Below are 24,217 nucleotides of genomic sequence, written 5' to 3'. Positions count from 1 at the left end.
ACGGGAGAGAGCGTACAAGACGGGCCGGCACGGCCCCGACGGGTCCCGCACGGGTCACCCCCGCGCGGGAGGTGAGGAGCAGACATGGCCGACTCGTCCTTCGACGTGGTGAGCAAGGTCGACCGCCAGGAGATCGACAACGCGCTCAACCAGGCGGGCAAGGAGCTCTCCCAGCGCTTCGACTTCCGCGGCACCAACGCCCGCATCTCCTGGGCGGGCGAGAACGGCGTCCTGCTCGAGGCCGACACCGAGGAGCGGGTCACCGCCGCCCTCGACGTCTTCAAGGACAAGCTCGTCAAGCGGGGCATCTCGCTCAAGGCGCTCGACGCCGACGAGCCGCAGGCCTCGGGCAAGGCATACAAGCTGTCCGCGCGCATCAAGCAGGGCATCGAGTCCGACACCGCCAAGAAGATCGCCAAGATCATCCGCGACGAGGGACCCAAGGGCGTGCAGGCGCAGATCCAGGGCGACCAGCTGCGGGTCAGCGGCAAGAAGCGCGACGACCTGCAGGCGGTGCAGCAGCTGCTGCGCGGCAAGGACCTCGACGTCGCCCTGCAGTTCGACAACTACCGCTGACCGGCGGCCGCAGCGCCCCTACGGTGACGCGGTGCCCACCGACGACACCCCCTGGGAACCACCGCTCGCCGGCACCGAGCTGGAGCACCTGACCGGCGCGCTGGAACGCCTGCGCGCCGCGTTCCGCTGGAAGGCCGACGGACTGGACGCGCGGGGACTGCAGGTCCGCGTCGGCGCCTCCTCGCTGACCCTCGGCGGCCTGCTCAAGCACCTGGCCGTCGTGGAGGACGTCACCAGCAGCACCAAGCTGGCCGGTGGGCGGCCCGACGGCCCCTGGGTGGCCGACTGGGACGGCGAGGGCTGGGAGTTCGCTTCCGCGGCGCACGATCCCCCCGAGGAGCTGTACGCACTCTGGGACGGCGCGGTCGAACGTTCCCGGGCACGGCTGGCGGCGGCCCTCGCGAACGGCGGCCTGGACCAGCTCACCGCCATGGGCGACGGGGACCGCCGGGCCAGCCTGCGCCGGCTCCTCTGCGACCTGGTCGAGGAGTACGGGCGGCACACCGGCCACGCCGACCTGCTCCGCGAGGCCGTGGACGGGCTGGTCGGCGAGGACCCTCCCGCCGGGTGGCGACCGGCGGGCGCCACCCGGGGCTGACGCCGGCCCACCCGCTCCCCCGTCCGCCATCTCACGCGCGGGATCAGGCCGGTTCCGTTCCGTCACGCCGGGCCGGGCCGGACGGGCGCCAGCGAGGGCCGACCGCGCCGCCGACTTACGCTCGGGATCCGGAACGGCATCGGTCGGAGAGCGCTCGCGCGGTGGAGCGGCTCCGCCCCACAGGGCCGCCACACAGCCCGAGCAGAGGGTGCACACATGGAACACGTGTCCTGGACCCAGCGGCCGCTCCCGCCCGTCCCCGGTCCGGCGCTCCTGGTCTGGGGACGCGCGCTGCGGACACCCATCGACCTGACGGTGAGTCGCGGCGAGCTCCACGAGACCGTGGACACGGCCTGGCTCCGCCACCGTGCGCCCGTGGACGTCGACGAGTTGCTCCTCGTCTACGAGGAGCTGACCTCCAACGGTCTGCGCCACGGGCGGGCGCCGGTCCTCGTCCACGTCGTGGCCACGGGGGGCGGCTGGACCGTCGACGTGACCGACGCCGCCGTCGAGCGCCCTCCCGTGCCCGCTCACGACCGGGACCCGGCCCGCGGGGGGCTGGGCCTGCACCTCGTCGCCCGGCTGTGCCCCGCGCACGGCTGGGTCCTCGACGACGGCCGCAAGCACGTCTGGGCGCACGTCGGGGCGGCCTGAGCGCGGACCCGGAGGGCCCGGGCGGTCGGTCCGCCACCCCTGGCCGGGGGTACCAGCGGCGTCCGCGGGATCCCTAGCGTCCCGGCCATGCCGGTCCACCCCCAGTCCCAGGCCTTCCTCGACATGGTCGCCGACGCCCCGCCACTGGACGCCTGCACGGTGGAGGAGAACCGGGCGCAGCTGGCCGCCGTCGTGCCCCTCACCGGCGAGCGCGCCGACCTGGCCGACGTGCGGGACACGACGCTCCCCGGTCCGGCCGGCGACGTGCCCGTCCGGGTCTACCGCCCCAGCAACGACGACGGGCTGCCGGTGGTGGCGTACTTCCACGGCGGCGGGTGGGTGCTGTGCGACCTCGACACCCATGACACGACCTGCCGCGACATCGCCCGGTACTCCGGAGCCGTCGTCGTGTCGGTCGACTACCGCAGGGCTCCGGAGGCCCCGTTCCCCGCCGCGTTCGACGACTGCCTCGCCGTCACCCGCGCCCTGCTCGACGGCAGCAGCGGCCTCGGGACCGACCCCGCGCGGGTCGCCGTCGCCGGCGACAGCGCCGGGGGCAACCTCGCCGCCGGGATCGCGCAGGCGCTGCGCGACGCCCGGCCGCCGCTGGCACACCAGGTGCTCGTGTACCCGCTCGTCGACGCCCGCACCGGACGGACCGACAGCTACCGCAGCTACGGGGCGGGCCACTTCCTCACCCACCGCGACATCGACTGGTTCCTGGCGGTCTACGGCGGCGACGCCGACCGGTCCGATCCACGGCTGTCGCCCGCGATGGCCGAGGACCTGACCGGGCTGGCGCCGGCCACCGTGGTCACCGCCGGGTGCGACCCCCTGGTCGACGAGGGCGCCGCCTACGCCCGGGCCCTGGCCGAGGCGGGCGTCCCGACGGAGTACACGTGCTTCACCGGGCACGTGCACCCCTTCGTGCTGCTGGGCGGCCTGGTCGACGACGCGCACGAGGCCCGCCGGCTGATCGGCCGGCGCCTGGCCGAGACCTTCGGGACCCGCCCGGTGGCCACCTGAGCGGCCGGCCGTCAGCCCTCCCGCGCCATCCGCTCCAGGCGGGCGATCCGCTCGGCCATCGGCGGGTGCGTGGCGAACAGCGCCGCCAGCCCGACCGGCCGGAACGGCGGGGCGATCATGAGGTGGCTCTGCGCCACCAGCCGGTCGTCGGGCGGCAGCGGCCGGGCCTGCGCCCCCGCGCCGATCCGGCGCAGCGCGCTCGCGAGGGCCAGCGGGTCACCGGAGAGGCGGGCACCCTCGGCATCCGCCTCGTACTCGCGGCTGCGGCTGACCGCGAGCCGCACCAGGACGGCGGCCAGCGGGCCGAGCAGCACCAGCAGCAGCGTGCCGAGGAGGCCCGCGCCGTCGTCGCGCTCGTCGTCGCGGTTGCCGAACAGCGCGCTGAACGTGGCCAGGTGCGCCAGGTAGGTGACGACGGCGGCCAGCGCGCCGGCGACCGACCCGATCAGGACGTCGCGGTTGTAGACGTGCGAGAGCTCGTGGGCGAGCACCGCGCGCAGCTGCCGGCGGTCGAGCAGCTCGAGGACACCCTGGGTGCAGCAGACCGCGGCCCGGCGCGGCGTGCGCCCGGTGGCGAAGGCGTTGGGCTGGTCGGTGGGGCTGACGTAGAGGCGCGGCATGGGCTGGCGCGCCTGCGTGGCCAGCTCGCGGACCATCGCGTAGAGGCCCGGTGCCTGGGTCTCGGTGACCGGGAAGGCGCGCATGGCGCGCAGGGCCAGCCGGTCGGAGCGGTACCAGGCCCACCCGTTGACCCCGAGGGCCACGACCAGCGCGACGAGCAGTCCCGCCCGGCCCGCGACGAGACCGCCCACGGCGAGGACGACGCCGGCCATCGCCCCCAGCAGGAGCGCGGTCCGCACCCCGTTGCCCCACCGCCGCACCTCACGTGAACGGAACGACGGCGACCCCCGTTCCCCGCCACCGACTGCGACCCCCCTCACGGACGACGCCGTCCGGAATGCCTGCCGCCCGGCCGGGGTTGCGTTGAGGAGACCCCGTACTCGGGCGCGTCGGCTACCGTCCGTGATCCGCGTCACGGAACCAGCCGGCACACCGCCACGTAACCTCGGCCGCTGGAGGTAACACGCCTGATGACTGCTCTCGAACCGTCCACGACGCCCGGCAGCTCGGCCCCCGGTGGGCTCGTCAAGAGCGTCGTCGAGCTCGACCGGGTCGTCATCCGGCTGGCCGGCGACTCCGGTGACGGCATGCAGCTGACCGGCAACCGCTTCACCAGCGAGACCGCGTCCTTCGGCAACGACCTGTCGACGCTGCCCAACTTCCCCGCCGAGATCCGCGCGCCGACGGGGACGCTGCCCGGCGTCAGCTCCTTCCAGCTGCACTTCGCCGACCACGACATCATGACGCCGGGCGACGCCCCGGACGTCCTGGTGGCGATGAACCCCGCGGCCCTCAAGGCCAACCTCGCCGACCTCCCGGGCGGCGGCCTGGTGATCGCCGACAGCGACGAGTTCACCCCGCGCAACCTCGCGAAGGTCGGCTACGCGACCAACCCGCTCGAGGACGGGTCGCTCGACGGCTGGCAGGTCGTCGCCGTCCCGCTGACGTCCATGACGCTCGAGGCGCTCGCCGACTCCGGGCTCGGCAAGAAGGAGGCCGAGCGGAGCAAGAACATGTTCACCCTCGGCCTGCTGAGCTGGATGTACCACCGGCCCACCGAGGGCACGGTCCGCTTCCTGGAGCGGCAGTTCCGCCGCAAGCCCGAGATCGCCGCGGCCAACATCGCGGCCTTCCGCGCCGGCTACAACTACGGCGAGACGACGGAGGCCTTCGCGGTCTCCTACGAGATCAAGCCCGCGCCGATGGCCCCGGGCCGTTACCGCAACATCTCCGGCAACCAGGCGCTGGCCCTCGGGCTGGTCACCGCCGGGCAGCGCTCGGGCCTGCCGGTGTTCCTCGGTGCGTACCCGATCACCCCGGCGTCGGACATCCTCCACGAGCTGTCCCGGCACAAGTCCTTCGGCGTGCGCACGTTCCAGGCCGAGGACGAGATCGCCGGCATCGGTGCCGCGCTGGGCGCCTCGTTCGGCGGCGCGCTCGGCGTCACGACGACGTCGGGCCCCGGTGTCTCGCTGAAGTCCGAAGCGCTGGGCCTGGCGGTGATGATCGAGCTGCCGCTGGTCGTCGTCGACGTGCAGCGCGGTGGTCCCTCGACCGGCCTGCCGACCAAGACCGAGCAGTCGGACCTGCTGCAGGCGATGTTCGGCCGCAACGGCGAGGCCCCGCTGCCGGTGATCGCGCCCCGCTCCCCCGGCGACTGCTTCGACGCCGCGCTCGAGGCGGCGCGGATCGCGCTCAAGTACCGGACGCCGGTCATGCTGCTGTCCGACGGCTACCTGGCCAACGGCGCCGAGCCGTGGGCCATCCCCGCCGTCGACGAGCTGCCCGACCTGCGGGTCGAGTTCGCCACCGAGCCCAACGGCGCGGCCGCCGACGGGACGCCGGAGTTCCTGCCCTACCTGCGCGATCCCGAGACGCTGGCCCGCCCGTGGGCCGTCCCGGGCACCGCGGGCATGCAGCACCGCGTCGGCGGGCTGGAGAAGGCCGACCGGACCGGCAACATCTCCTACGACCCGGCCAACCACGACCTGATGACCCGGCTGCGGCAGGCCAAGGTCGACGGCATCGCGGCCGACATCCCGGCCACCGACGTCGACGACCCCGACGGCGACGCACGGGTCGCGGTCATCGGCTGGGGCTCCACCTACGGGCCGATCGGGGCCGCCTGCCGGCGGGTCCGCCGCTCGGGCCGCAAGGTCGCCCAGATCCACCTGCGGCACGTCAACCCGATGCCGGCCGACCTCGGCGAGGTCCTGGGCCGGTACGACCGGGTGGTCTGCCCCGAGATGAACATGGGGCAGCTCGCGCTGCTGCTCCGCGCCAGGTACCTCGTCGACGTCCAGAGCCACACGCAGGTGCGCGGGCTGCCCTTCCGGGCCGCCGAGCTCGCCGCCGTGGTCCAGGACGTCATCGACTCCACCGCCCCGACCGCCAGCACCGGAGGCCAGCAGTGACCACCTCCCCGCACGTGCACGACCTCGGCATGCCGGGGACGCCGATCGACGACCGCATCCAGCAGGCGATCGCCGACTCCGTGGCCGGCCAGGGCGAGAAGCAGACCGCCCTCAAGGCCAAGGACATGAAGACCGACCAGGAGGTGCGCTGGTGCCCGGGGTGCGGTGACTACGTCATCCTCAACGCGGTCCAGAGCTTCCTGCCCAGCCTCGGCATCGCCCGCGAGGACATGGTCATCGTCTCGGGCATCGGCTGCTCCTCGCGCTTCCCGTACTACATGAACACCTACGGGATGCACTCGATCCACGGCCGCGCCCCGGCGATCGCCACCGGCCTGGCCGCCTCCCGGCCGGACCTGTCGGTGTGGGTCGTCACCGGCGACGGCGACGCGCTGTCGATCGGCGGCAACCACCTGATCCACGCACTGCGCCGCAACGTGGACATGACGATCCTGCTGTTCAACAACCGGATCTACGGGCTGACCAAGGGCCAGTACTCCCCCACGTCCGAGGTCGGCAAGGTCACCAAGTCCACCCCGATGGGCTCGCTGGACCACCCGTTCAACCCGGTCTCGCTGGCCCTCGGTGCCGACGCCACCTTCGTGGGCCGGGCCATGGACTCCGACCGCAAGGGCCTCACCGAGGTGCTGCGGCAGGCCGCCGAGCACCGGGGCACCGCGCTGGTGGAGATCTACCAGAACTGCAACATCTTCAACGACGGCGCCTTCGACCTGCTCAAGGACCCGTCGACCGGCCCGATGTGGACGATCCCGCTGCGCCACGGCGAGCCGCTGGTGTTCGGTCCCGACGGCGCCTCGTGCGTGGTGCGCGACGACTTCGGGGGCCTGCGGATCGCCGAGACCAACCAGGTCGACGCCAGCGAGATCGTCGTCCACGACGCGACGCGGGAGGACCCGTCCTACGCGTTCGCGCTGTCGCGGCTGTCGAGCCAGGACCTGCGCTACACGCCGATGGGCGTCTTCCGCTCGGTCAGCAAGCCGACCTACGACCGGATGATGCTCGACCAGCTCGAGGAGGCCCGCACGCAGGGCCCCGGCGACCTCGACGCGCTGCTGGCCGGCAACGACACCTGGACCGTCTCCGCCTGAGGCGCCTCCGCCGGGCCCGTCTCCCTCAGGGGAGGCGGGCCCGGCGCGTATCCGCGAGCACCCCGGCGAGGACGGGGAGCACCCCGGTGAGCTCGGCGCGGGACGGGGCGGCGAAGCCCAGGACCAGACCGGCGGCCGGCTCGTGCGGCCCCGAGCCGGTCCGGTGCCGGGCCAGCCCGTCGACGGCGAGCCCGCGGGCGGCCGCGGCGGCGACCACCGCCTCCTCGGCCGCGCGGTCCGGCAGCGGGACCAGCACGTGCGCGCCCGCCGGGTCCCCGGTGACGGCCACGCCCGCCGCGGCCAGCGCCTGCACCACGAGGGCCCGCCGCTCGGACAGCTCCCGGCGCAGCCGCCGCAGGTGCCGGGACAGGTCACCGGAGGCGGCCATGGCCGCGAGCACGCGCTGTCCCGCGCGGGCCGGCCGGCTGCCGGTCGCGGTCCGCTGCGCCAGCAGGTCCGCCCGCGGGGCCGGCGGCGCCACCACCCACCCGACACCCAGCGTCGGGCTCACGACCTTGCTGCTCGTGCCGAGGTGCACGACGACGTCGGGGCCGAGCGCGGCCAGCAGCGGCAGCGGGGCGACGTCGTAGCGGAGCTCGCCGTCGTAGTCGTCCTCGAGGACCCACCAGCCCTCCGCCCGCGCCCGGGCGACCAGCGCGACCCGCCGCGCCGCCGACATCCGACGCCCGAGGGGCCACTGGTGGGCCGGGGTGCAGTAGACGGCGGCCAGCCCCGCGGGCACGGCGTCGACGACCAGGCCGTCGTCGTCGACCGGGCAGGGCACCACCTCGGCCCCGGCCGACCGCAGCGCCTCCACCGCCCGCTGGTAGCCGGGGTCCTCGACGCCGACCCGGCTGCCGGGCGGGAGGAGCCGGGCCACCTCCGCCACCGCGGCGGAGGTGCCCGCGGTGGCCAGCACCGCGGCCGGGTCGACCGGCAGTCCCCGGTGCCGCAGCAGGTGCTCGGTGACCGCCGCCTGGAAGGCCCGGTCCCCGGCCGGGTCGGGGCCGGCGTCGGGCGGGACGTCGCCGGCCGTGCGCCAGGCCCGTCGCCACGCGGCCCGGTCGAGCACCTCCAGGCAGGGCGACCCGGCGCGCAGGTCGACCGCAGGCCGACGCTCGGCCGGCGCCGCGGCCCGCGTCTCGCGCAGTGCCGGCCCGGACGGCGCCGCGCCGACCACGAACGTGCCCGCGCCGCGGCGCCCGGCGGCCCAGCCCTCGGCGACCAGCTGGTCGTAGGCCGCGGCGGTGACGGTGCGGCTCACCCGCAGGGCGGCGGCGAGCTCCCGGGTGGAGGGCAGCCGGTCGCCGGGGCGCAGGGCGCCGTCGGCGGCCGCGGCGCGCAGCGCGTCGGCCAGCTGCGTGGCCAGCGGCCGCCCCGACCTGCGGTCGAGCACCACGGGCGGGACCTGCACGCGGCGCCCTCCCTCGTCCGATTGGCCTGCCGGAACGGCAGCGTACTGGCCCTTCCGGCAGGCCAGTGGAGCCCGCAGTCTGCTGGGGTGACCCCTGCCCCGCCGCTGTCGCCCACCGCCCGCAGCACCGTCCGCCGGGGTGCCGCGCGCGCCCGCACCGACCGCGCCGATCTGTACGCCGTCCTCGACGCCGGCCTGGTCGGCCACCTGGGGATCGTCGTCGGTGGCACGCCCGTCGTGCTGCCCACCGGCTACGGACGGCGGGGGGACACCCTCTACCTGCACGGCTCGACCGGCGCAGCGAGCCTGCGCGCCGCGGCGACGGGCACGCCGGTCTGCTTCACGGTCACGCACGTCGACGGGGTGGTCTACGCCCGGTCGGCGTTCCACCACTCGATGAACTACCGCTGCGCCGTCGTGCACGGGACCGCCCGCGTGGTGAGCGACCCCGAGGAGCGGCTGCTCGGGCTCGAGGCGCTCACCGAGCACCTGGCGCCGGGCTCCTGGGCGGCCACCCGCCGGCCCGACCGCAAGGAGCTGGCGGCAACGGCGGTGCTGGCCCTCGACCTGTCCGAGGCCAGCGTCAAGGTGCGCACGGGCCCGCCCGCCGACGACGAGCGCGACCTCGCGGCACCGGTCTGGGCCGGGGTGCTGCCGGTGCGCACGGTCCTCGGTGACCCCGAGCCCGACCCCCTGCTCCCGGAGGACGTCCCGGTCCCCGCCCGGGTGACCGGCCGACGGCTCGGCTGAGCTACCGGGCCCGCAGCGCCCAGGCGTGGATCGCGGCCGCGGTCTGGTCGGGGGTCTCGTCGGTCGAGTCGTGGTGCAGGTCGGCCGGCGTCGCCCGCACCCACGCGTCGAAGACCCGCACCGCGTCGAGCAGCGACCGTCCGGGACCCGACCAGGCGGCGTACGCGCCCGACCCCCGGTCCCGCTCCCGTGCCGCGATCGTCTCGGGCGACGGGACGAGGGCGACGGCGAGCAGGCGCAGCGGCGCGACCGCCGCGCGGATGATCCGCAGGTCGTCGCCGTAGACGTTGTCGGCGACGACCGTGGCGAAGCCGGCCTCGCCGTAGACCTGGGCCGCCCGGCCCAGCGCCCGGTACCGCAGGTGGAGCTGTGCGACCGCCTCGGGGGACGGGGTGTCTGCCATGTCGGCGCGGCCGGAGACGACGGCCTGCCAGAAGGTGTCGCCGTCGAGGAAGACGCCCCGGGACGCCCGCGCGGCCACCGCGCGCCCGACCGTCGACTTCCCCGAGGCCTGGGCTCCGGTGACCAGCAGGACCGTCACCGGACCGGCGTGACCCGGAGCAGGCGGTCGTCGCCCTCGCCGTTGTCGGTGGTGAGGTACAGCGCGCCGTCGGCGCCGGACACCGGGGAGCGCACCCGCCCGACGGTGTCCTCGAGCTCGGGGAGCCGGAACTGCTCGACCAGCCGGCCGGCGTCGTCGAGCCGCAGGCCCAGCACGCCGGTGTCCTTCTGCACGCCGACGAACAGCACACCGTCGTAGCCGCCCCACGCGGGACCGCTGACGAAGTCCGCGCCGCTGGTGGCGACGGTGGGGTCGCCGGAGGACCAGACGGCGGCGCGGGCGCCGGGCAGGGCGGGGTCGGTCATCGGGACGCTCTCGTCGTAGCGGCCGCCCGCGCCGTCGGGGTCCCAGCCGTAGTTGCCGCCCGGCACCGACAGGTTCACCTCGTCGTCGCGGTCGGGGCCCTGCTCGACGGTGAACACCTGCCCGGTCCCGGGCCGGACCGCGATGCCCTGCACGTTGCGGTGCCCGTAGCTGAGCACCAGCCGGGTCGCGGGGTCGGGGTCGGCGGCGAACGGGTTGCCGTCGGCCGGCCCGCCGGTGTCGGGGTCGATGCGCAGCACCTTGCCCGCCAGGGTGCCGAGGTCCTGCGGGGTGCGGCCATCGGCGGTGTCGCCGGTGCCCACCAGCAGCGCGCCCGAGGGGTCGAACCGCACCCGGCAGCCGCCGTGCCGGCCGGTGGCCTCGTTGACCGGGATGCCGCCGAGCAGCGGGTCGGCGACGCGGGTGGCGGTGGTCCAGGCCTCGTCCACCGTCCAGGCGATCACCTGGATCTCCGCGCCGCCGTCCTCCTCGACCCCCTGGCAGGTGTAGAGCCGGCGGTCGTCGGCGAAGGTGGGGCTGAGCACCAGGCCCATCAGGCCGGTCTCGCCGTCGGCGAAGAGGTCGGAGAGATCGGCGTCGAGCTGCCGGGCGGTGCCGTCGGGCAGGACCGCAGTCAGCCCACCGCCGCGCTCGTCGACCAGCAGGGTCCCGTCGGGAGCGCGGGCGACGTCCCACGGGTGGTCGAGGCCGTCGAGGACGGTCTCGACCTCGAGCGCCGGGACGGCAGGGGACGGCGCCGCGGCGTCGGGCGTCCCCGCGGCGTCGGGCACCTCGGCGGCGGCCTCCTCGCCCTGGCGTCCGGGCGCGGAGCCGCAGCCGGCCAGCAGCAGGCAGGCCAGGGCCGCGGCCCCCATGCAGGGTCCCGCTGCGAGCGTGCGAGCGGTGGGGGGCATGGGGGTCCTTCGTCAACTGGTGCGGGTGACCACGTAGTCGCACAGCGCCGACAGCGCCTCGCGGACCTCCCCGGCGGGCACCCCGGACAGCGACGTGCGCGCCCGGTCGGCGTACTCGCGCAGCACCTCACCGGCGCGCTCGAGCGCCGCGGAGCCGCGGAGCAGGGTCAGCGCCTCGGCGTGCTCGTCGTCGTCGGACAGCGGGCGGGACACCAGCTCGCGCAGCCGCGCGTCGGCGGGGTCATCCCCGGCCAGGGCGATCAGCGCCGGCAGGGTCGCGATGCCCTCGCGCAGGTCGGTGCCCGGCGACTTCCCCGAGGCGCCGTCGGTGACGATGTCGAGCAGGTCGTCGGAGAGCTGGAAGGCCACGCCGACCTCCTCGCCGAACCGGGTCAGCGCCTCGACCAGGTCCGCGTCGACGCCGGCGAAGGAGGCGCCGAAGCGCGCCGAGGTGGCCACCAGCGAGCCGGTCTTGTCGGACAGCACCTCGAGGTAGTGCGCCACCCGGTCCTCGCCGTGCCGCGCGCCGACGGTCTCCCGGATCTGCCCGGTGACCAGCCGCTCGAAGGTGCGTGCCTGGATCCGGACCGCCTCCGGGCCCAGGTCGGCCAGCAGGTCCGAGGCGCGGGCGAAGAGGAAGTCCCCGGTCAGGATCGCCACGCTGTTGGTCCAGCGGCTGTTGGCGCTCTGCGCCCCGCGCCGGACGTCGGCCTCGTCCATCACGTCGTCGTGGTAGAGCGTGGCCAGGTGGGTCAGCTCGCAGACGACGGCGGCCCGGACCACCTCGGGCGCCTGGGCGTCACCGAGGTGGGCGGCGAGCAGGGCCAGCATCGGCCGGAACCGCTTGCCGCCGGCGGCCATGAGGTGACCGGCGGCCTCGGAGACGAAGGGGTGCTCGCTGGTGACCGCGGCGGCGAGGGTGGCCTCCACGCGGCCGAGGCCTTCCGCCAGGGAGTCCCCGAGGGGCCCCGACGGCAGCCAGGGCCCCATCGTGGAGGCGGGGGTCGCGATGCGGTGCCAGACCTCGGCCGGGGCGCTCCCGTCGACGGCGGCACGGGGTCCGGTCATCAACCGACGAAGATAGCCGCCCGATCGGCCAGACCGAGCACCGCCCCGGGCACGACGCCCAGGACCAGGGTGGCCGCGGCGGTCACCGCGAGCACGATCGTCGTCGGCAGTCCGGGCACGCCGACGGTCGGGCCGTCGACCGCGGGCTCGGAGAAGTACATGAGCACGATGACCCGCAGGTAGAAGAACGCCGCCACCGCGCTGGCCAGCAGCGCCACCAGGGCCAGCGGCCAGGCGCCGTCCTCGATGGCGGCGCGGAAGACGGCGAACTTGCCGGTGAAGCCGCTGGTGAGCGGGATCCCGGCGAGCGCGAGCAGGAACAGGCTCATCACCGCGGCGGTCAGCGGGGAGCGCTGCGCGAGGCCCGCCCACTGGGACAGGTGGGTGGCCTCGCCCTCGCCGCTGCGCACGAGGGTGAGCACGGCGAACGCGCCGAGCGTGGTCAGCCCGTAGGCGAGCAGGTAGAACATGACGGCCGGCAGGCCCGACCCGGCGGCGTCACCGGTGGCCGGCAGCCCGAGGACACCGGTGAGCAGGAACCCGGCGTGCGCCACCGAGGAGTAGGCCAGCATCCGCTTGAGGTCGGTCTGGGTGAGGCCCAGCACCGCGCCGACGACCATGGAGACGATGGCGACGCCGTAGACGAGCGGCCGCCAGGTCCACTCCTCGGTGCCGAACGCGACGTAGAGCAGCCGCAGGATGGCGCCGAACGCCGCGACCTTGGTGCAGGCCGCCATGAACGCGGTGACCGGGGTGGGCGCGCCCTGGTAGACGTCGGGCGTCCAGGTGTGGAAGGGCGCGACGCTGGCCTTGAACAGCAGGCCGACGACGAGCAGCGCCAGGCCGAGGACGAGCAGCGTGCCGGCCTCCCCCGCGCCGACGGACTCGCGCACCGCGGACAGCCGGACGCTGCCGGTGGCGCCGTAGACCAGCGCCAGACCGTAGAGGAAGAACGCCGAGGCGAAGGAGCCGAGCAGGAAGTACTTGACCGCCGCCTCCTGCGACAGCAGCCGCCGGCGGCGGGCGAGCCCGCTGATCAGGTAGAGCGGCAGGCTGAGCACCTCGAGCGCCACGAACATGACCAGCAGGTCGTTGGCGGTGACGAACAGCATCATCCCGCCGATGGCGAACGTGGCCAGCGGGTAGACCTCGGTCTGCACCCGCTGGACGGTGAGCAGCTCGCGGTCGCGGGTGCTGCCGGCGGGCACCGCGGCGGAGACGACGAACGCCGAGCGCGCGGGGTCGAGGTTGCGCTCGGCGAACAGCAGCAGCGACAGCGCGCCGAGCCCGGCGATCGTGGCCTGCAGGAACAGCCCGGTGCCGTCGACGGCGAGCGCGCCGCCGGCGGTGACCTCGCGGGTGCCGGCGAGCAGCAGCGTGCTGACCAGCCCGCCGAGGGTGCCGACCAGCGCGACGGCGACCTGCACCGGGTGCCGGGTGTCGCGCGGGCCGAAGGCCTCCACGAGGACGCCGATGCAGGCGGCACCGAAGACGAACAGCAGCGGCGCCAGCGCGGCCAGCGACAGGTCGGGCGCCTCGATCGTCATCAGTCGGTCCCCTCGGTCGTGGCGGGGGTGGTCCCGGCCGGGTCGGCGCCGACGTCGCTCATCGTGGCCGCGACGGCGGGCTCGATCAGCCGGACCAGCGGCTGCGGGTAGAAGCCGAGGACCAGGATCAACGCCACCAGGGGGGCGACGACGAGCGTCTCGCGGCGGGAGAGGTCACGCAGCAGCGTGGTGGTGCGGGCGGGCGCGGTGAGCGTCGCCGTCCCCGTCGCGGTCGCCGGTGCAGCCGTCGCCCCGTGCCCGCCGGCCGCGCCGCGACCGGCGGGGCCGTCGGTGACGGCGTCGGCCACGGCGGGATCGGCCGGGAACAGCACACCGCGCGGCGGGCCGTGCATCGTCCGTTGGTAGAGCAGCAGGACGTAGAGCGCGGCGAGGATGATCCCCGCGGTGGCCAGGACCGTGAACACCGGCCGGGTGGGGAACGACCCGATCAGCACGAGGAACTCGCTGACGAAGCTGTTGGTGCCCGGCAGGGCCAGCGACGCCAGCCCCGCGACGAGGAACACCCCGGCGAGCTTGGGGGCGCGGCTGGCCACGCCGCCGTAGTCGCCGACCAGCCGGGAGCCGCCGCGGGCGATGAGCATGCCGACGACGATGAACAGCAGGCCGGTGGCGATGCCGTGGTTGACCATGTACAGCACCGCGCCGGTGGCCGCCTCGGTGGTGAAGGCGAACACGCCCAGGGCGATGAAGCCGAAGTGCGCGATCGAGGTGTAGCTGACCAGCCGCTTCATGTCGGTCTGGCCCATCGCCAGCAGCGCCGCGTAGAGCACCCCGGCCACGGCGAGCACGAGCACGAGCGGGGCGAACTCGCGGGAGGCCTCGGGGAACAGCGGCAGGCAGTAGCGCAGGAACCCGAAGGTGCCGACCTTGTCCAGGACGCCGACGAGCAGCACCGCCCCGCCGATCGGCGCCTCGGCACCGGCGTCGGGCAGCCACGTGTGCAGCGGCACCAGCGGCGCCTTGATGGCGAAGGCGACGAAGAAGCCGAGGAACAGCAGGCGCTGCACGTCGGGGTCGATCTCGAGGTCGCGCAGCGCCTCGAAGGCGAAGGTCCCCTCCCCCGCCGACGCGCTGACCACGTACAGCCCGATCACCGCGGCGAGCATGACCAGCCCGCCGAGCAGGCTGTAGAGGAAGAACTTCACCGCGGCGTACTGCCGGCGCGGGCCGCCGAAGCTGCCCACGATGAAGTACATCGGGACGAGCATCGCCTCGAAGAAGACGTAGAAGAGGAAGACGTCGGTGGCGGCGAAGACGCCGACCATGCACGCCTCGAGCAGCAGCAGCCAGGCGAAGAACGTGCGCATCGACCGCCGCGCCGGCGCGGTGTCCTCCCACGAGGCGAGCACCACCACCGGCACCAGGACGCCGACCAGCAGCAGCATGACCAACGCGATGCCGTCGACGCCGAGGGCGAAGTCGACGCCGAACCCGGGGATCCACGGCACGGAGCTGGTCAGCTGGAACCGCTCACCGTCGGGGTCGAACGCGAGGGTGGCCAGCACCGCGAGCAGCAGCACGACCAGGCTCACCCCGAGGGCGACCTGGCGGGCGACCGGGGTGCGGTCACGGGGCAGCGCGGCGACGACCGCCGCACCCACCGCGGGTACCGCGATCATCGCCACGAGCAGCAGGGAGTCGCTCACGCCGTCGCCCTCACGTTCTCCGTCGTCCTCTCCTGGGACCGCAGCCCGCTCACCCGGCCGTCACCGCCAGCAGCGCCCCGGCCACGACGACCGCGCCGCCGAGCATCCCGAGCGCGTAGGAGCGGACGAAGCCGGTCTGTGCCCGGCCCAGCCGCGACGACGAGCCGCCGAGCGTGGCGGCCAGGCCGTTCACCGCGCCGTCGACCCCGCGGTTGTCCACCCACACCAGCGCGCGGGTCAGCCACTGGCCCGGCCGCATGAACAGCGACTCGTTGACCGCGTCGGCGTAGAGCGCGTGGCGTGCGGCTCGCACCACCGGCGAGACCCGGGCCGGGGCGACCTCGGGCACCTCCCGGCGGCCCACGAACAGCCACGCGGCGAGCACCCCGAGGGCCATCACGGCGGTGACCACGATCCCGACGACGGCCGGCGCGACCACGTGCTCGGCCTCCGCCGGCTCGCCGAACACCGGCTCGAACCAGCCCTCCAGCGGGAAGACCTGGACCAGCAGGAACCCGGCGGCCACCGAGCCGACGGCCAGCACCACCATGGGCGCGGTCATGACGGTCGGCGACTCGTGCGGGTGGACGCCGTCGGTCCACCGGGGGCGGCCGAAGAAGGTCATGATCATCAGCCGGGTCATGTAGAAGGCGGTCAGCCCGGCACCGAGGACGGCGACGCCGCCGAGCAGCCAGCCCGACCAGTCGCCGCGGTCGAGGGCCGCCTCGATGATCGCGTCCTTGGTCCAGTACCCCGACAGGAACGGGAAGCCGATCAGCGCCAGGTAGCCCAGGCCGAACGTGACGAAGGTGATCGGCAGCCGCCGCGCGAGCCCGCCGAAGCGGCGCATGTCGACCTGGTCGTCCATGGCGTGCATGACCGATCCGGCGCCGAGGAACAGCCCGGCCTTGAAGAAGCCGTGGGTGAGGAGGTGGGCGATCGCCGCGGCGTAGCCGACCGGGCCGAGGCCGACGGCCAGGAACATGTAGCCGATCTGGCTGACCGTGGAGTACGCGAGGACCTTCTTGATGTCGTCGTACGCGCAGCCCACGATCGCGCCGTAGAGCAGGGTGATCGCCCCGACGGCCAGCACGACGGCGCGGGCGGTGGGCGTCAGGTCGTAGATCGGCGCGGAGCGGGCGATGAGGTAGACGCCGGCGGTGACCATCGTCGCGGCGTGGATGAGCGCCGAGACCGGCGTCGGGCCCTCCATGGCGTCGGGGAGCCACGCCTGCAGCGGGAACTGGCCGGACTTGCCGCACGCGCCGAGCAGCAGGAGCAGGCCCAGCGCCGTCAGCGTGCCGCCCGCCAGCGCCCCCACCCCGCCGAAGACGCCCTCGTAGGACACCGTCCCCAGCTGGGCGAACATGACGAAGATCGCCAGGGCCAGGCCGACGTCGCCGACCCGGTTCATGATGAACGCCTTCTTGGCGGCGGTGGCCGCCGACGGGCGCTCGTGCCAGAAGGCGATGAGCAGGTAGGAGGCCAGGCCCACGCCCTCCCACCCGACGTAGAGGGCCACGTAGTTGTCGCCGAGGACGAGCAGCAGCATCGCGGCGACGAACAGGTTGAGGTAGGCGAAGAACCGGCGGCGGCGCGGGTCGTGCGCCATGTAGCCGATCGAGTAGACGTGGATGAGCGCACCCACGCCGGTGATCAGCAGCATGAAGGCCGCCGACAGCGGGTCGACCAGCAGCCCGGCGCTGACGTCGAGCGACCCGGCGGAGACGAAGGTGAACAGCTCGGCGTCGACCGAGCGCTCCTCGAGGCCGGCCAGCTGCACGGTGCACAGCAGCGCGAGGACGAACGAGACCACGACGGTCGCCGTCCCCAGCAGGTGGCCCCAGGCGTCGGTGCGCCGGCCGCCGAGCAGCAGCACCGCAGCGCCGAGCAGCGGCAGGGCGATCACCAGCCAGGAGGCGGACAGCAGGCCCTCGGCCGCGACGGTGTCCATGGGGATGCCGGCTCCCGTCAGTACTTGAGCAGGTTGGCGTCGTCGACCGACGCCGACCGGCGGGTCCGGTAGATCGACATGATGATGGCCAGGCCGACGACGACCTCGGCGGCGGCGACGACCATGACGAAGAACGCCATGATCTGGCCGTCGATGGTGCCGGTGGCCCGGGCGAAGGTGACCAGCGTCAGGTTCACCGAGTTGAGCATCAGCTCGATGCACATGAAGACGACGATCGCGTTGCGCCGCACCAGCACGCCGACCGCGCCGATGGTGAACAGGATCGCGGCCAGCACCAGGTAGTGCGTGAGGCTCATCGCGGGTCGTCCGTCGTGCCGAGCGCGGCGTCGGGGCTGCCCAGCTGGGCACGGCCGGTGGGGCGGGGCATCTGCTCGACCTCCCGGGGCTCGATGCCGGTGGCCAGGCTGTCCTCGGCGGTGCGGCCGTCGGGCAGCAGCGCGCCGGTGGCCACGGAGTTGGCCCGCGCGAAGACACCCGGGCCGGGCAGGGTCTGCGGCCGGTCGGTGAGGAACCGGGCGCGGGAGAGCTCCTTCTGCGTCTGCCGGCTGCCGGGCTCGCGCTCGATGTGGGCGAGCACCATCGCACCGACGGCGGCGGTGATCAGCAGCGCGCTGGTGACCTCGAAGGCCAGCAGGTAGCGGGTGAACAGCACCTCGGCGATGGTCTGGATGTTGCCCGTGCCGCCGGCGTCACCGAGGCCCTCGACGCGGGTGTCCTGGGTGGCGCGGGCGATGCCGGCGCCCACCAGCCCGGCGAAGCCGACCCCGAGCACCGTGGCTGCGACCCGCTGCCCGCGCAGCGTCTCGACGACGGAGTCCGACGAGTCCCGGCCGACCATCATGAGGACGAACAGGAACAGGATCATGATCGCGCCGGTGTAGACGATGATCTGCACGGCCCCGAGGAACGGCGCGGACTGGACGACGTAGAAGACGCCCAGCGCGAGCATCGTGTTGACCAGCCACAGCGCGGAGTGCACGGCGTTGCGGCTGAACACCATCCCGAGCGCCCCGGCGAGCGCGACCGGCCCGAGGACCCAGAAGACGACGGCCTCGCCGGTCCCGATGGCGACGTCGGTCATGCCCGCTCCGCCGTGACCGGCTCGGCGGCCGACCCCTGCTGGGGCTCGCGCACGTAGTACGCCTTCTCGTCGTCCCCGAGGCGCATCGGGTGCGGCGGGGCCTCCATCCCGGGCAGGAGCGGGGCCATGAGCTGCTCCTTGGTGTAGATCAGGTCGCGGCGGTCGTCGTCGGCGAGCTCGAAGTCGTTGCTCATGGTCAGCGAGCGGGTCGGGCAGGCCTCGATGCACAGCCCGCAGAAGATGCAGCGCAGGTAGTTGATCTGGTAGACCGCGCCGTACCGCTCGCCGGGCGAGTAGCGGGCGTCCTCGGTGTTGTCGCCGCCCTCGACGTAGATCGCGTCGGCCGGGCAGGCCCAGGCGCACAGCTCGCAGCCGACGCACTTCTCCAGCCCGTCGGGGTGCCGGTTGAGCACGTGCCGGCCGTGGTAGCGCGGCTTGGTGACCTTCGGGGTCTCGGGGTACTGCTCGGTGGTCACCTTCTTGAACATCTGGGCGAAGGTGACGCCGAAGCCCTGGCCGGGCGCCGGCAGCAGGCTGCGGCGGGCCGCGGGCGCGCCGGTGTCCCGGCCGGCCCGCTCGACCTCGCCACCGCCGCGCCGGGCCGGGGTGGCCCCCGCGGGGGTCCGCTCAGACATCGGAGTCCTCCTGTGCGCTGGTCGCGGTGCTGCCCCTGCTGCCCCCGGTGGCACGGCGGCCGCTGCTGACCACGCCGCCCTCGGGGCGGGCGCCCACCGGCTCGGTGCGGCGCAGCCGCGGCGAGGGCGGCACAGTGAGGTCCATCGGTGGCACCGGGAACCCGCCCTCGGCGCGGGCGGGTCCGGTGCGCCGGGCCGGGCGGTGGCGCGGCCCGGCGGGGGGCAGCACCTCGGGGTCGGGGTCGGGATCGGTGGCGTGGACCCCGCCGGCGGCGGCGTCGGCGGCCATGAGCCGGGTGTCGCGGTTGCTGGCGCGGCTGACCAGCGAGAGGCCGATCAGCACGAGCAGGGCGATCGGCACGCCGACGAAGACGGCCACCTGGCCTGTGGACAGGTCGGTCTCGCGGGAGACGGTGCGCATGGTGGCGACGGCGAGGATCCAGACCAGCGCCGTCGGCACCAGGACCTTCCAGCCGAACCGCATGAACTGGTCGTAGCGCAGCCGGGGCAGGGTCCCGCGCAGCCAGATGAAGACGAACAGCGCCGCGGCGACCTTGAGGAAGAACCACAGCAGCGGCCACCAGCCGGAGTTGGCGCCGTCCCAGATCGACAGCGGCCACGGCGCCCGCCAGCCGCCGAGGAACAGCGTCGCGGCCAGCGCGGAGACGGTGACCATGTTGATGTACTCGGCGAGGAAGAACAGCGCGAACTTCAGCGACGTGTACTCGGTGTGGAAGCCGCCGACCAGCTCGCTCTCGGCCTCGGGGAGGTCGAAGGGCGCCCGGTTGGTCTCCCCGACGACGGCGATCACGTAGATGACGAAGCTGACCGGGAGCAGGATCCCGAACCAGCCGGGGCCGGTGAACTCCAGGCCGAAGAACGACAGCGGGGGGCCGTCGGCCTGGGCCGCGACGATCTCCGAGGTCGACATCGAGCCGGCGTAGAGGAACACCGCGACGATCGACAGGCCCATGGCGATCTCGTAGCTGACCATCTGCGCGGCGCTGCGCAGCCCGCCGAGCAGCGGATAGGTCGAGCCCGACGCCCAGCCGGCCAGCACGATGCCGTAGACGCCCATCGCCGAGCAGGCCAGCACGACGAGCACGCCGATGGGGGCGTCGGTGAGCTGCAGCGGGGTGCGCTCGCCGAAGATGCTGACCGTCGGGCCGAGCGGGATGACCGAGAAGGCCAGGAACGCCGGGACGGCGGAGATGACCGGCGCCAGGAAGTACACCGGCTTGTCCGCGAGCGCCGGCATGATGTCTTCCTTGAACGCCAGCTTCAGCCCGTCGGCGAGGCTCTGCAGCGAGCCGCGGGGGCCGACCCGGTTGGGGCCCAGCCGCTGCTGCATGCGGGCGACGACCTTGCGCTCGAAGACGATGGCGAACAGCGTCATCAGCACGAGCACGGCGAAGACGCCGACGATCTTGATCAGGACGATCCACCAGACGTCCTGCCCGAAGTCCTCGAGCGTCGGCTGGTCGGCGGCGGCGAGCAGGGTCACGCGACACCTCCCGCGCTGAGCCGGACGACGCCGCCCGGCGCGGTGCCGAGGCCGGCGCGCACCTCGCTGCCGGGCGAGCGCATCGGCAGCCACACCACGCCGTCGGGCATCTCGGTCAGCAGCACCGGCAGGGTCACCGACCCGGTGGCGCCGGTGACGGTCAGCAGGTCGCCGTCGGCCAGGCCGAGGCGCGCGGCGGCGTCCGGAGCGAGCCGGGCCACCGGTGGGCGGGCGGTGCCGGCGAGCTCGGGCTCGTCGCGCTGCAGCGTGCCGACGTCGAGCAGCATGCGCCAGGAGGCCAGCAGCGCCTCGCCGTCGGCCGGCTCGGGCACGACGACAGGGGGGACGTCGAGGCCGGTCTCGTCGGCGCGGGCGCCGGTGGCCCCCAGGGCCGCGAGCTCGGCGCGGGCGGCCGTGGGCTCGGGCAGTCGCAGGTCGACGTCGAGGTACTCGGCCAGGCCGTGCAGCACCCGGCCGTCGGGCAGCTGACCGGTGCCGTGCAGCGTGGCGTCGAACGGGCGGACCCGGCCCTCCCAGTCGAGGTAGCTGCCGGCCTTCTCCGCGGCCGCGGCGACCGGCAGGACGACGTCGGCGTGCTCGGTGACGGCGGTGGGTCGCTGCTCGAGGCTGACCACGAACGCCGCCGCGGCCAGCGCCGCCTCGGCCAGCGCGGGGTCGGGCAGGTCGGCCGGGTCGACGCCGCCGACCACGAGTCCGGCCAGCCGGCCGTCGCGGACCGCGGTCAGGATGCCGGTGGTGTCCCGCCCGGGGACGGCGGGCAGGTCGACGGGGTCGACGCCCCACAGCGTGGCCACCTCGGCCCGGGCGACGGGGTCGTCGACCGGCCGGCCGCCGGGCAGCAGCCCGGGCAGCGCGCCGGCCTCGACCGCACCGCGCTCCCCGGCCCGCCGCGGCACCCAGGCCGGCCGGGCGCCGGTGGCGCGGGCCAGCGCGGCGACCGCGCTGAACGCGCCGGGCACCTCCGCCAGCCGCTCGCCGACCAGGACCACCGCGCCGGGCTGCCGCAGCGCCTCGACCGCCGGACCGCCCCAGCTGCCCTCGGCCAGCGCGACCAGCGCGCGGGCCTCGTCGCCGGGCCGGGTGACCAGCACGGTGGCCTGGAGCTTCTGCGCCGCGCGGGTGGCGAACGGCGCCAGGTCGTACACGGTGAGCGAGCCCTTGCGGACCGCCTTGCGCAGGCGGAGGAAGACGATCGGCGACTCCTCCTCCGGCTCGAACCCGGCCAGCAGCAGGGCGGGCGCGGCGGCGAGGTCGTCGTAGGTGACCGCGCCCCGGCCGGGGCCGGTGCCCGCGACGTGCGCGGCGAGGAAGGCCTGCTCCTCCGGGGAGTGCGCCCGGGCACGGGCGTCGACGTCGTTGCTGCCCAGCGCCACGCGGGCGAACTTGGCGTAGGCGTAGGCGTCCTCGACCGTCAGCCGGCCGCCGGGCAGCACACCGACGCCGCCCGCGGCCCGGGCGGCGCGCAGCCCCTCGGCCGCCGCGGCCCAGGCCTCCGGCCAGGAGGCCGGCTCGAGCACCCCGTCACGGCGCACCATCGGCGTGCCCAGCCGGTCGTTGGTGGCGGCGTAGCGGAACGCGAAGCGGCCCTTGTCGCAGGTCCACTCCTCGTTGACCGCGGGGTCCTCCCCCGCCAGCCGGCGCATGACCTTGCCGCGCCGGTAGTCGGTGCGCATCGCGCAGCCCGAGGCGCAGTGCTCGCACACCGAGGGCTCGCTGCGCAGGTCGAAGGGCCGCGAGCGGAACCGGTACTGGGCGCTGGTGAGCGCACCGACCGGGCAGATCTGCGTCGTGTTGCCCGAGAAGTAGGAGGAGAACGGCTCGTCCTCGGCGATGGCGACCTGCTCGAGCGCACCTCGCTCGAACAGCTCGATGAACGGGTCGCCGGCCACCTGCTGGGAGAACCGGGTGCAGCGGGCGCAGAGCACGCACCGCTCGCGGTCGAGCAGGATCTCCGTGCTGATCGGCAGCGGCTTGGGATAGGTCCGCTTGACGTCGACGAAGCGGGACTCCGCACGGCCGTTGCTCATCGCCTGGTTCTGCAGCGGGCACTCGCCGCCCTTGTCGCAGACCGGGCAGTCCAGCGGGTGGTTGATGAGCAGCAGCTCCATCGTGCCCTGCTGCGCCTTGTCGGCGACCGCGCTGGTCAGCTGGGTCTTGACCGCCATGCCGTCGGTGACCGGCATGGTGCAGGAGGCCACCGGCTTGCGCTGGCCCTCCACCTCGACCAGGCACTGCCGGCAGGCGCCCACCGGGTCGAGCAGCGGGTGGTCGCAGAACCGGGGGATCTGGATGCCGACCATCTCGGCGGCCCGGATGATCAGCGTCCCCTTGGGCACCGCGACGTCGAAGCCGTCGATGGTGCAGTGGACGGCGTCGGGCGGGGTGTGCGGCCCGGGGACACCGGGCGGCACGGCCGCCGCGGGCTCGGGGGAGACCGGTGTGACGGTCACGAGGCGACTCCGACGGGCTCGAGGCGCAGGGAGCGGCCCAGGCGGGCCTGCTCCTCGGGCGGCAGCAGGGCGACGTAGTCGTCGCGGAAGTACTGGAGCGAGCTGGTGATGCAGCTGGTCGCGCCGTCACCGAGGGCGCAGAACGACCGGCCGAGGATGTTGTCGCAGGTGTCGGTGAGCAGGTCGAGGTCGGCCGCGGTGCCCCGGCCGTCGACCAGCCGCTGCAGCACCTGCACCAGCCAGTAGGTCCCCTCACGGCACGGGGTGCACTTGCCGCAGCTCTCGTGCGCGTAGAACTCGGTGAAGCGCAGCGTGGCCTCGACGATCGAGTCGGTCTCGTCGAACACCATCAGCGCGGTGGTGCCGAGCATGGAGCCCGCGGCGGCCACCGAGTCGAAGTCGAGCGGGACGTCGAGGTGCTCGGCGGTGAAGTACGGCGTCGACGAGCCGCCCGGCGTCCAGAACTTCAGCTCGTGCCCGGCGCGCACCCCGCCGGCCATCTCCAGCAGTTCACGCATGGTGGTGCCCATCGGCGCCTCGTACTGGCCGGGACGGTTCACCCGGCCCGACAGCGAGAAGATCTTCGGGCCGGGCGACTTCTCCGGCCCGAACTGCTTGAACCACTCCGCGCCGCCGCGCACGACGAAGGGCACGGTGGCCAGGGTCTCGACGTTGTTGATGACCGTCGGGGCCCCGTAGAGCCCGGCGACGGCGGGGAACGGCGGCTTGAGCCGCGGCTGACCGCGGTAGCCCTCCAGGGAGTCCAGCAGCGCCGTCTCCTCGCCGCAGATGTAGGCCCCGGCGCCGGCGTGCACGACCAGCTCCAGGCCCCAGCCCGAGCCGAGGACGTCGCTGCCCAGGTAGCCGGCCGCGTAGGCCTCCTCGACGGCCGACACCAGCCGGCGGTGGGCGTGCACCGCCTCACCCCGCACGTAGATGACGGCGAACCGGCAGCGGATGGCGTACGCCGAGATGATCACGCCCTCGATGAGCGAGTGCGGGTCGGTCATCATCAGCGGCAGGTCCTTGCAGGTGCCCGGCTCGCCCTCGTCGGCGTTGACCACGAGGTACTTGGGCAGCGCGGCCGGGCCGGTGGGTGTCTCCCCCGGCTTGGGCTGGGGGATGAAGCTCCACTTCATGCCGGTGGGGAACCCGGCGCCGCCGCGGCCGCGCAGGCCGGACTCCTTGACCAGCGAGACCAGCTCGTCGGGCTCCATGGTCAGCGCGGTGCGCAGCGCGGCGTAGCCGTCGAGGGACTCGTAGGTGGACAGCCGCCACGGCTGGTCGGCGCCCCAGCGCGAGGTGAGGACGGGGGTGAGGGGCACGGG

The 24,217-nt window shown here is 74.4% G+C and carries 21 protein-coding genes; 7 read left to right on the top strand and 14 right to left on the bottom strand.

Annotation, left to right across the window (positions count from 1 at the left end; all coding sequences use genetic code 11):
• The first annotated feature begins 84 nt into the window (after positions 1-84).
• The 4 genes from ACI79O_RS06200 (at position 85) to ACI79O_RS06185 (ending at position 2,854) form a co-directional block, all read left to right on the top strand.
• A complete protein-coding gene (locus tag ACI79O_RS06200) occupies positions 85-576 on the top strand; it encodes a YajQ family cyclic di-GMP-binding protein (RefSeq protein WP_456874324.1) in 492 nt (163 codons plus the stop codon).
• Positions 577-607: 31 nt separating this feature from the next.
• Positions 608-1,174, top strand: coding sequence for a mycothiol transferase (locus ACI79O_RS06195; protein WP_456913589.1), 567 nt, complete (start codon positions 608-610; stop codon positions 1,172-1,174).
• Between the two features lie 375 nt (positions 1,175-1,549).
• The gene (locus tag ACI79O_RS06190) at positions 1,550-1,828 is read left to right on the top strand and encodes an ATP-binding protein (protein ID WP_456874326.1); all 279 of its coding nucleotides are present in this window, start codon (positions 1,550-1,552) and stop codon (positions 1,826-1,828) included.
• A gap of 87 nt (positions 1,829-1,915) precedes the next feature.
• The gene (locus tag ACI79O_RS06185) at positions 1,916-2,854 is read left to right on the top strand and encodes an alpha/beta hydrolase (RefSeq protein WP_456913588.1); all 939 of its coding nucleotides are present in this window, start codon (positions 1,916-1,918) and stop codon (positions 2,852-2,854) included.
• A gap of 11 nt (positions 2,855-2,865) precedes the next feature.
• Here ACI79O_RS06185 and htpX read toward each other — a convergent pair whose 3' ends face one another.
• Positions 2,866-3,735 carry a zinc metalloprotease HtpX gene (htpX, locus tag ACI79O_RS06180; RefSeq protein ID WP_456888792.1) on the bottom strand — a complete coding sequence of 290 codons (870 nt, stop codon included), beginning with the start codon at positions 3,733-3,735 and terminating at the stop codon, positions 2,866-2,868.
• Positions 3,736-3,945: 210 nt separating this feature from the next.
• Here htpX and ACI79O_RS06175 point away from each other — a divergent pair, with 210 nt between their 5' ends.
• On the top strand, positions 3,946-5,889 hold the full coding sequence (locus tag ACI79O_RS06175; RefSeq protein WP_456888760.1) for a 2-oxoacid:acceptor oxidoreductase subunit alpha: 1,944 nt from the start codon (positions 3,946-3,948) through the stop codon (positions 5,887-5,889).
• Positions 5,886-6,998, top strand: coding sequence for a 2-oxoacid:ferredoxin oxidoreductase subunit beta (locus ACI79O_RS06170; RefSeq protein ID WP_456888757.1), 1,113 nt, complete (start codon positions 5,886-5,888; stop codon positions 6,996-6,998). The genes ACI79O_RS06175 and ACI79O_RS06170 overlap by 4 nt, the downstream gene beginning before the upstream one ends.
• A 25-nt stretch (positions 6,999-7,023) precedes the next feature.
• Here the strand turns inward: ACI79O_RS06170 and pdxR are convergent, their stop codons facing one another.
• Positions 7,024-8,412 carry a MocR-like pyridoxine biosynthesis transcription factor PdxR gene (pdxR, locus tag ACI79O_RS06165; protein ID WP_456913587.1) on the bottom strand — a complete coding sequence of 463 codons (1,389 nt, stop codon included), beginning with the start codon at positions 8,410-8,412 and terminating at the stop codon, positions 7,024-7,026.
• Between the two features lie 87 nt (positions 8,413-8,499).
• On the opposite strand from pdxR, the gene ACI79O_RS06160 reads away from it, so the two are divergent.
• On the top strand, positions 8,500-9,162 hold the full coding sequence (locus ACI79O_RS06160) for a pyridoxamine 5'-phosphate oxidase family protein (RefSeq protein WP_456913586.1): 663 nt from the start codon (positions 8,500-8,502) through the stop codon (positions 9,160-9,162).
• A gap of 1 nt (position 9,163) precedes the next feature.
• On the opposite strand, the gene ACI79O_RS06155 is transcribed toward ACI79O_RS06160, so the two are convergent.
• The 12 genes from ACI79O_RS06155 to nuoF are packed head-to-tail and all read right to left on the bottom strand — an operon-like array spanning position 9,164 to position 24,214.
• On the bottom strand, positions 9,164-9,703 hold the full coding sequence (locus tag ACI79O_RS06155) for a phosphotransferase-like protein (RefSeq protein WP_456913585.1): 540 nt from the start codon (positions 9,701-9,703) through the stop codon (positions 9,164-9,166).
• Positions 9,700-10,902 carry a PQQ-dependent sugar dehydrogenase gene (locus ACI79O_RS06150; RefSeq protein WP_456913584.1) on the bottom strand — a complete coding sequence of 401 codons (1,203 nt, stop codon included), beginning with the start codon at positions 10,900-10,902 and terminating at the stop codon, positions 9,700-9,702. Before ACI79O_RS06150 ends, ACI79O_RS06155 begins: the two co-directional genes overlap by 4 nt.
• A gap of 51 nt (positions 10,903-10,953) precedes the next feature.
• The gene (locus ACI79O_RS06145) at positions 10,954-12,009 is read right to left on the bottom strand and encodes a polyprenyl synthetase family protein (RefSeq protein WP_456913583.1); all 1,056 of its coding nucleotides are present in this window, start codon (positions 12,007-12,009) and stop codon (positions 10,954-10,956) included.
• Positions 12,009-13,556 (bottom strand): NADH-quinone oxidoreductase subunit NuoN, encoded by a 1,548-nt coding sequence (gene nuoN / locus ACI79O_RS06140; RefSeq protein WP_456913582.1) that lies wholly within the window; start codon positions 13,554-13,556, stop codon positions 12,009-12,011. Before nuoN ends, ACI79O_RS06145 begins: the two co-directional genes overlap by 1 nt.
• Complete coding sequence (locus tag ACI79O_RS06135; protein WP_456913581.1) at positions 13,556-15,223, bottom strand: NADH-quinone oxidoreductase subunit M; 1,668 nt, start codon at positions 15,221-15,223, stop codon at positions 13,556-13,558. Before ACI79O_RS06135 ends, nuoN begins: the two co-directional genes overlap by 1 nt.
• A gap of 49 nt (positions 15,224-15,272) precedes the next feature.
• Positions 15,273-17,177 (bottom strand): NADH-quinone oxidoreductase subunit L, encoded by a 1,905-nt coding sequence (nuoL, locus tag ACI79O_RS06130; RefSeq protein WP_456913580.1) that lies wholly within the window; start codon positions 17,175-17,177, stop codon positions 15,273-15,275.
• Between the two features lie 17 nt (positions 17,178-17,194).
• Positions 17,195-17,494 (bottom strand): NADH-quinone oxidoreductase subunit NuoK, encoded by a 300-nt coding sequence (gene nuoK / locus ACI79O_RS06125; protein WP_456874339.1) that lies wholly within the window; start codon positions 17,492-17,494, stop codon positions 17,195-17,197.
• A complete protein-coding gene (locus ACI79O_RS06120) occupies positions 17,491-18,279 on the bottom strand; it encodes an NADH-quinone oxidoreductase subunit J (RefSeq protein WP_456913579.1) in 789 nt (262 codons plus the stop codon). Before ACI79O_RS06120 ends, nuoK begins: the two co-directional genes overlap by 4 nt.
• Positions 18,276-18,914 (bottom strand): NADH-quinone oxidoreductase subunit NuoI, encoded by a 639-nt coding sequence (gene nuoI / locus ACI79O_RS06115; protein ID WP_456874341.1) that lies wholly within the window; start codon positions 18,912-18,914, stop codon positions 18,276-18,278. The genes ACI79O_RS06120 and nuoI overlap by 4 nt, the downstream gene beginning before the upstream one ends.
• Complete coding sequence (gene nuoH / locus ACI79O_RS06110) at positions 18,907-20,418, bottom strand: NADH-quinone oxidoreductase subunit NuoH (RefSeq protein ID WP_456913578.1); 1,512 nt, start codon at positions 20,416-20,418, stop codon at positions 18,907-18,909. The genes nuoI and nuoH overlap by 8 nt, the downstream gene beginning before the upstream one ends.
• Positions 20,415-22,889 (bottom strand): NADH-quinone oxidoreductase subunit G, encoded by a 2,475-nt coding sequence (locus tag ACI79O_RS06105; RefSeq protein WP_456913577.1) that lies wholly within the window; start codon positions 22,887-22,889, stop codon positions 20,415-20,417. The genes nuoH and ACI79O_RS06105 overlap by 4 nt, the downstream gene beginning before the upstream one ends.
• Positions 22,886-24,214, bottom strand: a complete 1,329-nt coding sequence (gene nuoF / locus ACI79O_RS06100; protein WP_456913576.1) for an NADH-quinone oxidoreductase subunit NuoF — start codon at positions 24,212-24,214, stop codon at positions 22,886-22,888. The genes ACI79O_RS06105 and nuoF overlap by 4 nt, the downstream gene beginning before the upstream one ends.
• Between the last annotated feature and the right edge of the window lie 3 nt (positions 24,215-24,217).

The sequence above is a fragment of the Geodermatophilus sp. SYSU D00696 genome (genome assembly GCF_054050235.1).
This window is presented reverse-complemented; position numbering and strand designations above follow the sequence as displayed.

Excerpts from the sequence above, each read along its gene's own strand:
- ACI79O_RS06200 (WP_456874324.1), top strand. The coding sequence starts at position 85 with ATGGCCGACTCGTCCTTCGACGTGGTGAGCAAGGTCGACCGCCAGGAG.
- ACI79O_RS06185 (WP_456913588.1), top strand. The coding sequence starts at position 1,916 with ATGCCGGTCCACCCCCAGTCCCAGGCCTTCCTCGACATGGTCGCCGAC.
- ACI79O_RS06175 (WP_456888760.1), top strand. The coding sequence starts at position 3,946 with ATGACTGCTCTCGAACCGTCCACGACGCCCGGCAGCTCGGCCCCCGGT.
- ACI79O_RS06150 (WP_456913584.1), bottom strand. The coding sequence starts at position 10,902 with ATGGGGGCCGCGGCCCTGGCCTGCCTGCTGCTGGCCGGCTGCGGCTCC.
- ACI79O_RS06145 (WP_456913583.1), bottom strand. The coding sequence starts at position 12,009 with ATGACCGGACCCCGTGCCGCCGTCGACGGGAGCGCCCCGGCCGAGGTC.
- nuoN (WP_456913582.1), bottom strand. The coding sequence starts at position 13,556 with ATGACGATCGAGGCGCCCGACCTGTCGCTGGCCGCGCTGGCGCCGCTG.
- nuoL (WP_456913580.1), bottom strand. The coding sequence starts at position 17,177 with ATGGACACCGTCGCGGCCGAGGGCCTGCTGTCCGCCTCCTGGCTGGTG.
- nuoK (WP_456874339.1), bottom strand. The coding sequence starts at position 17,494 with ATGAGCCTCACGCACTACCTGGTGCTGGCCGCGATCCTGTTCACCATC.
- ACI79O_RS06120 (WP_456913579.1), bottom strand. The coding sequence starts at position 18,279 with ATGACCGACGTCGCCATCGGGACCGGCGAGGCCGTCGTCTTCTGGGTC.
- nuoI (WP_456874341.1), bottom strand. The coding sequence starts at position 18,914 with ATGTCTGAGCGGACCCCCGCGGGGGCCACCCCGGCCCGGCGCGGCGGT.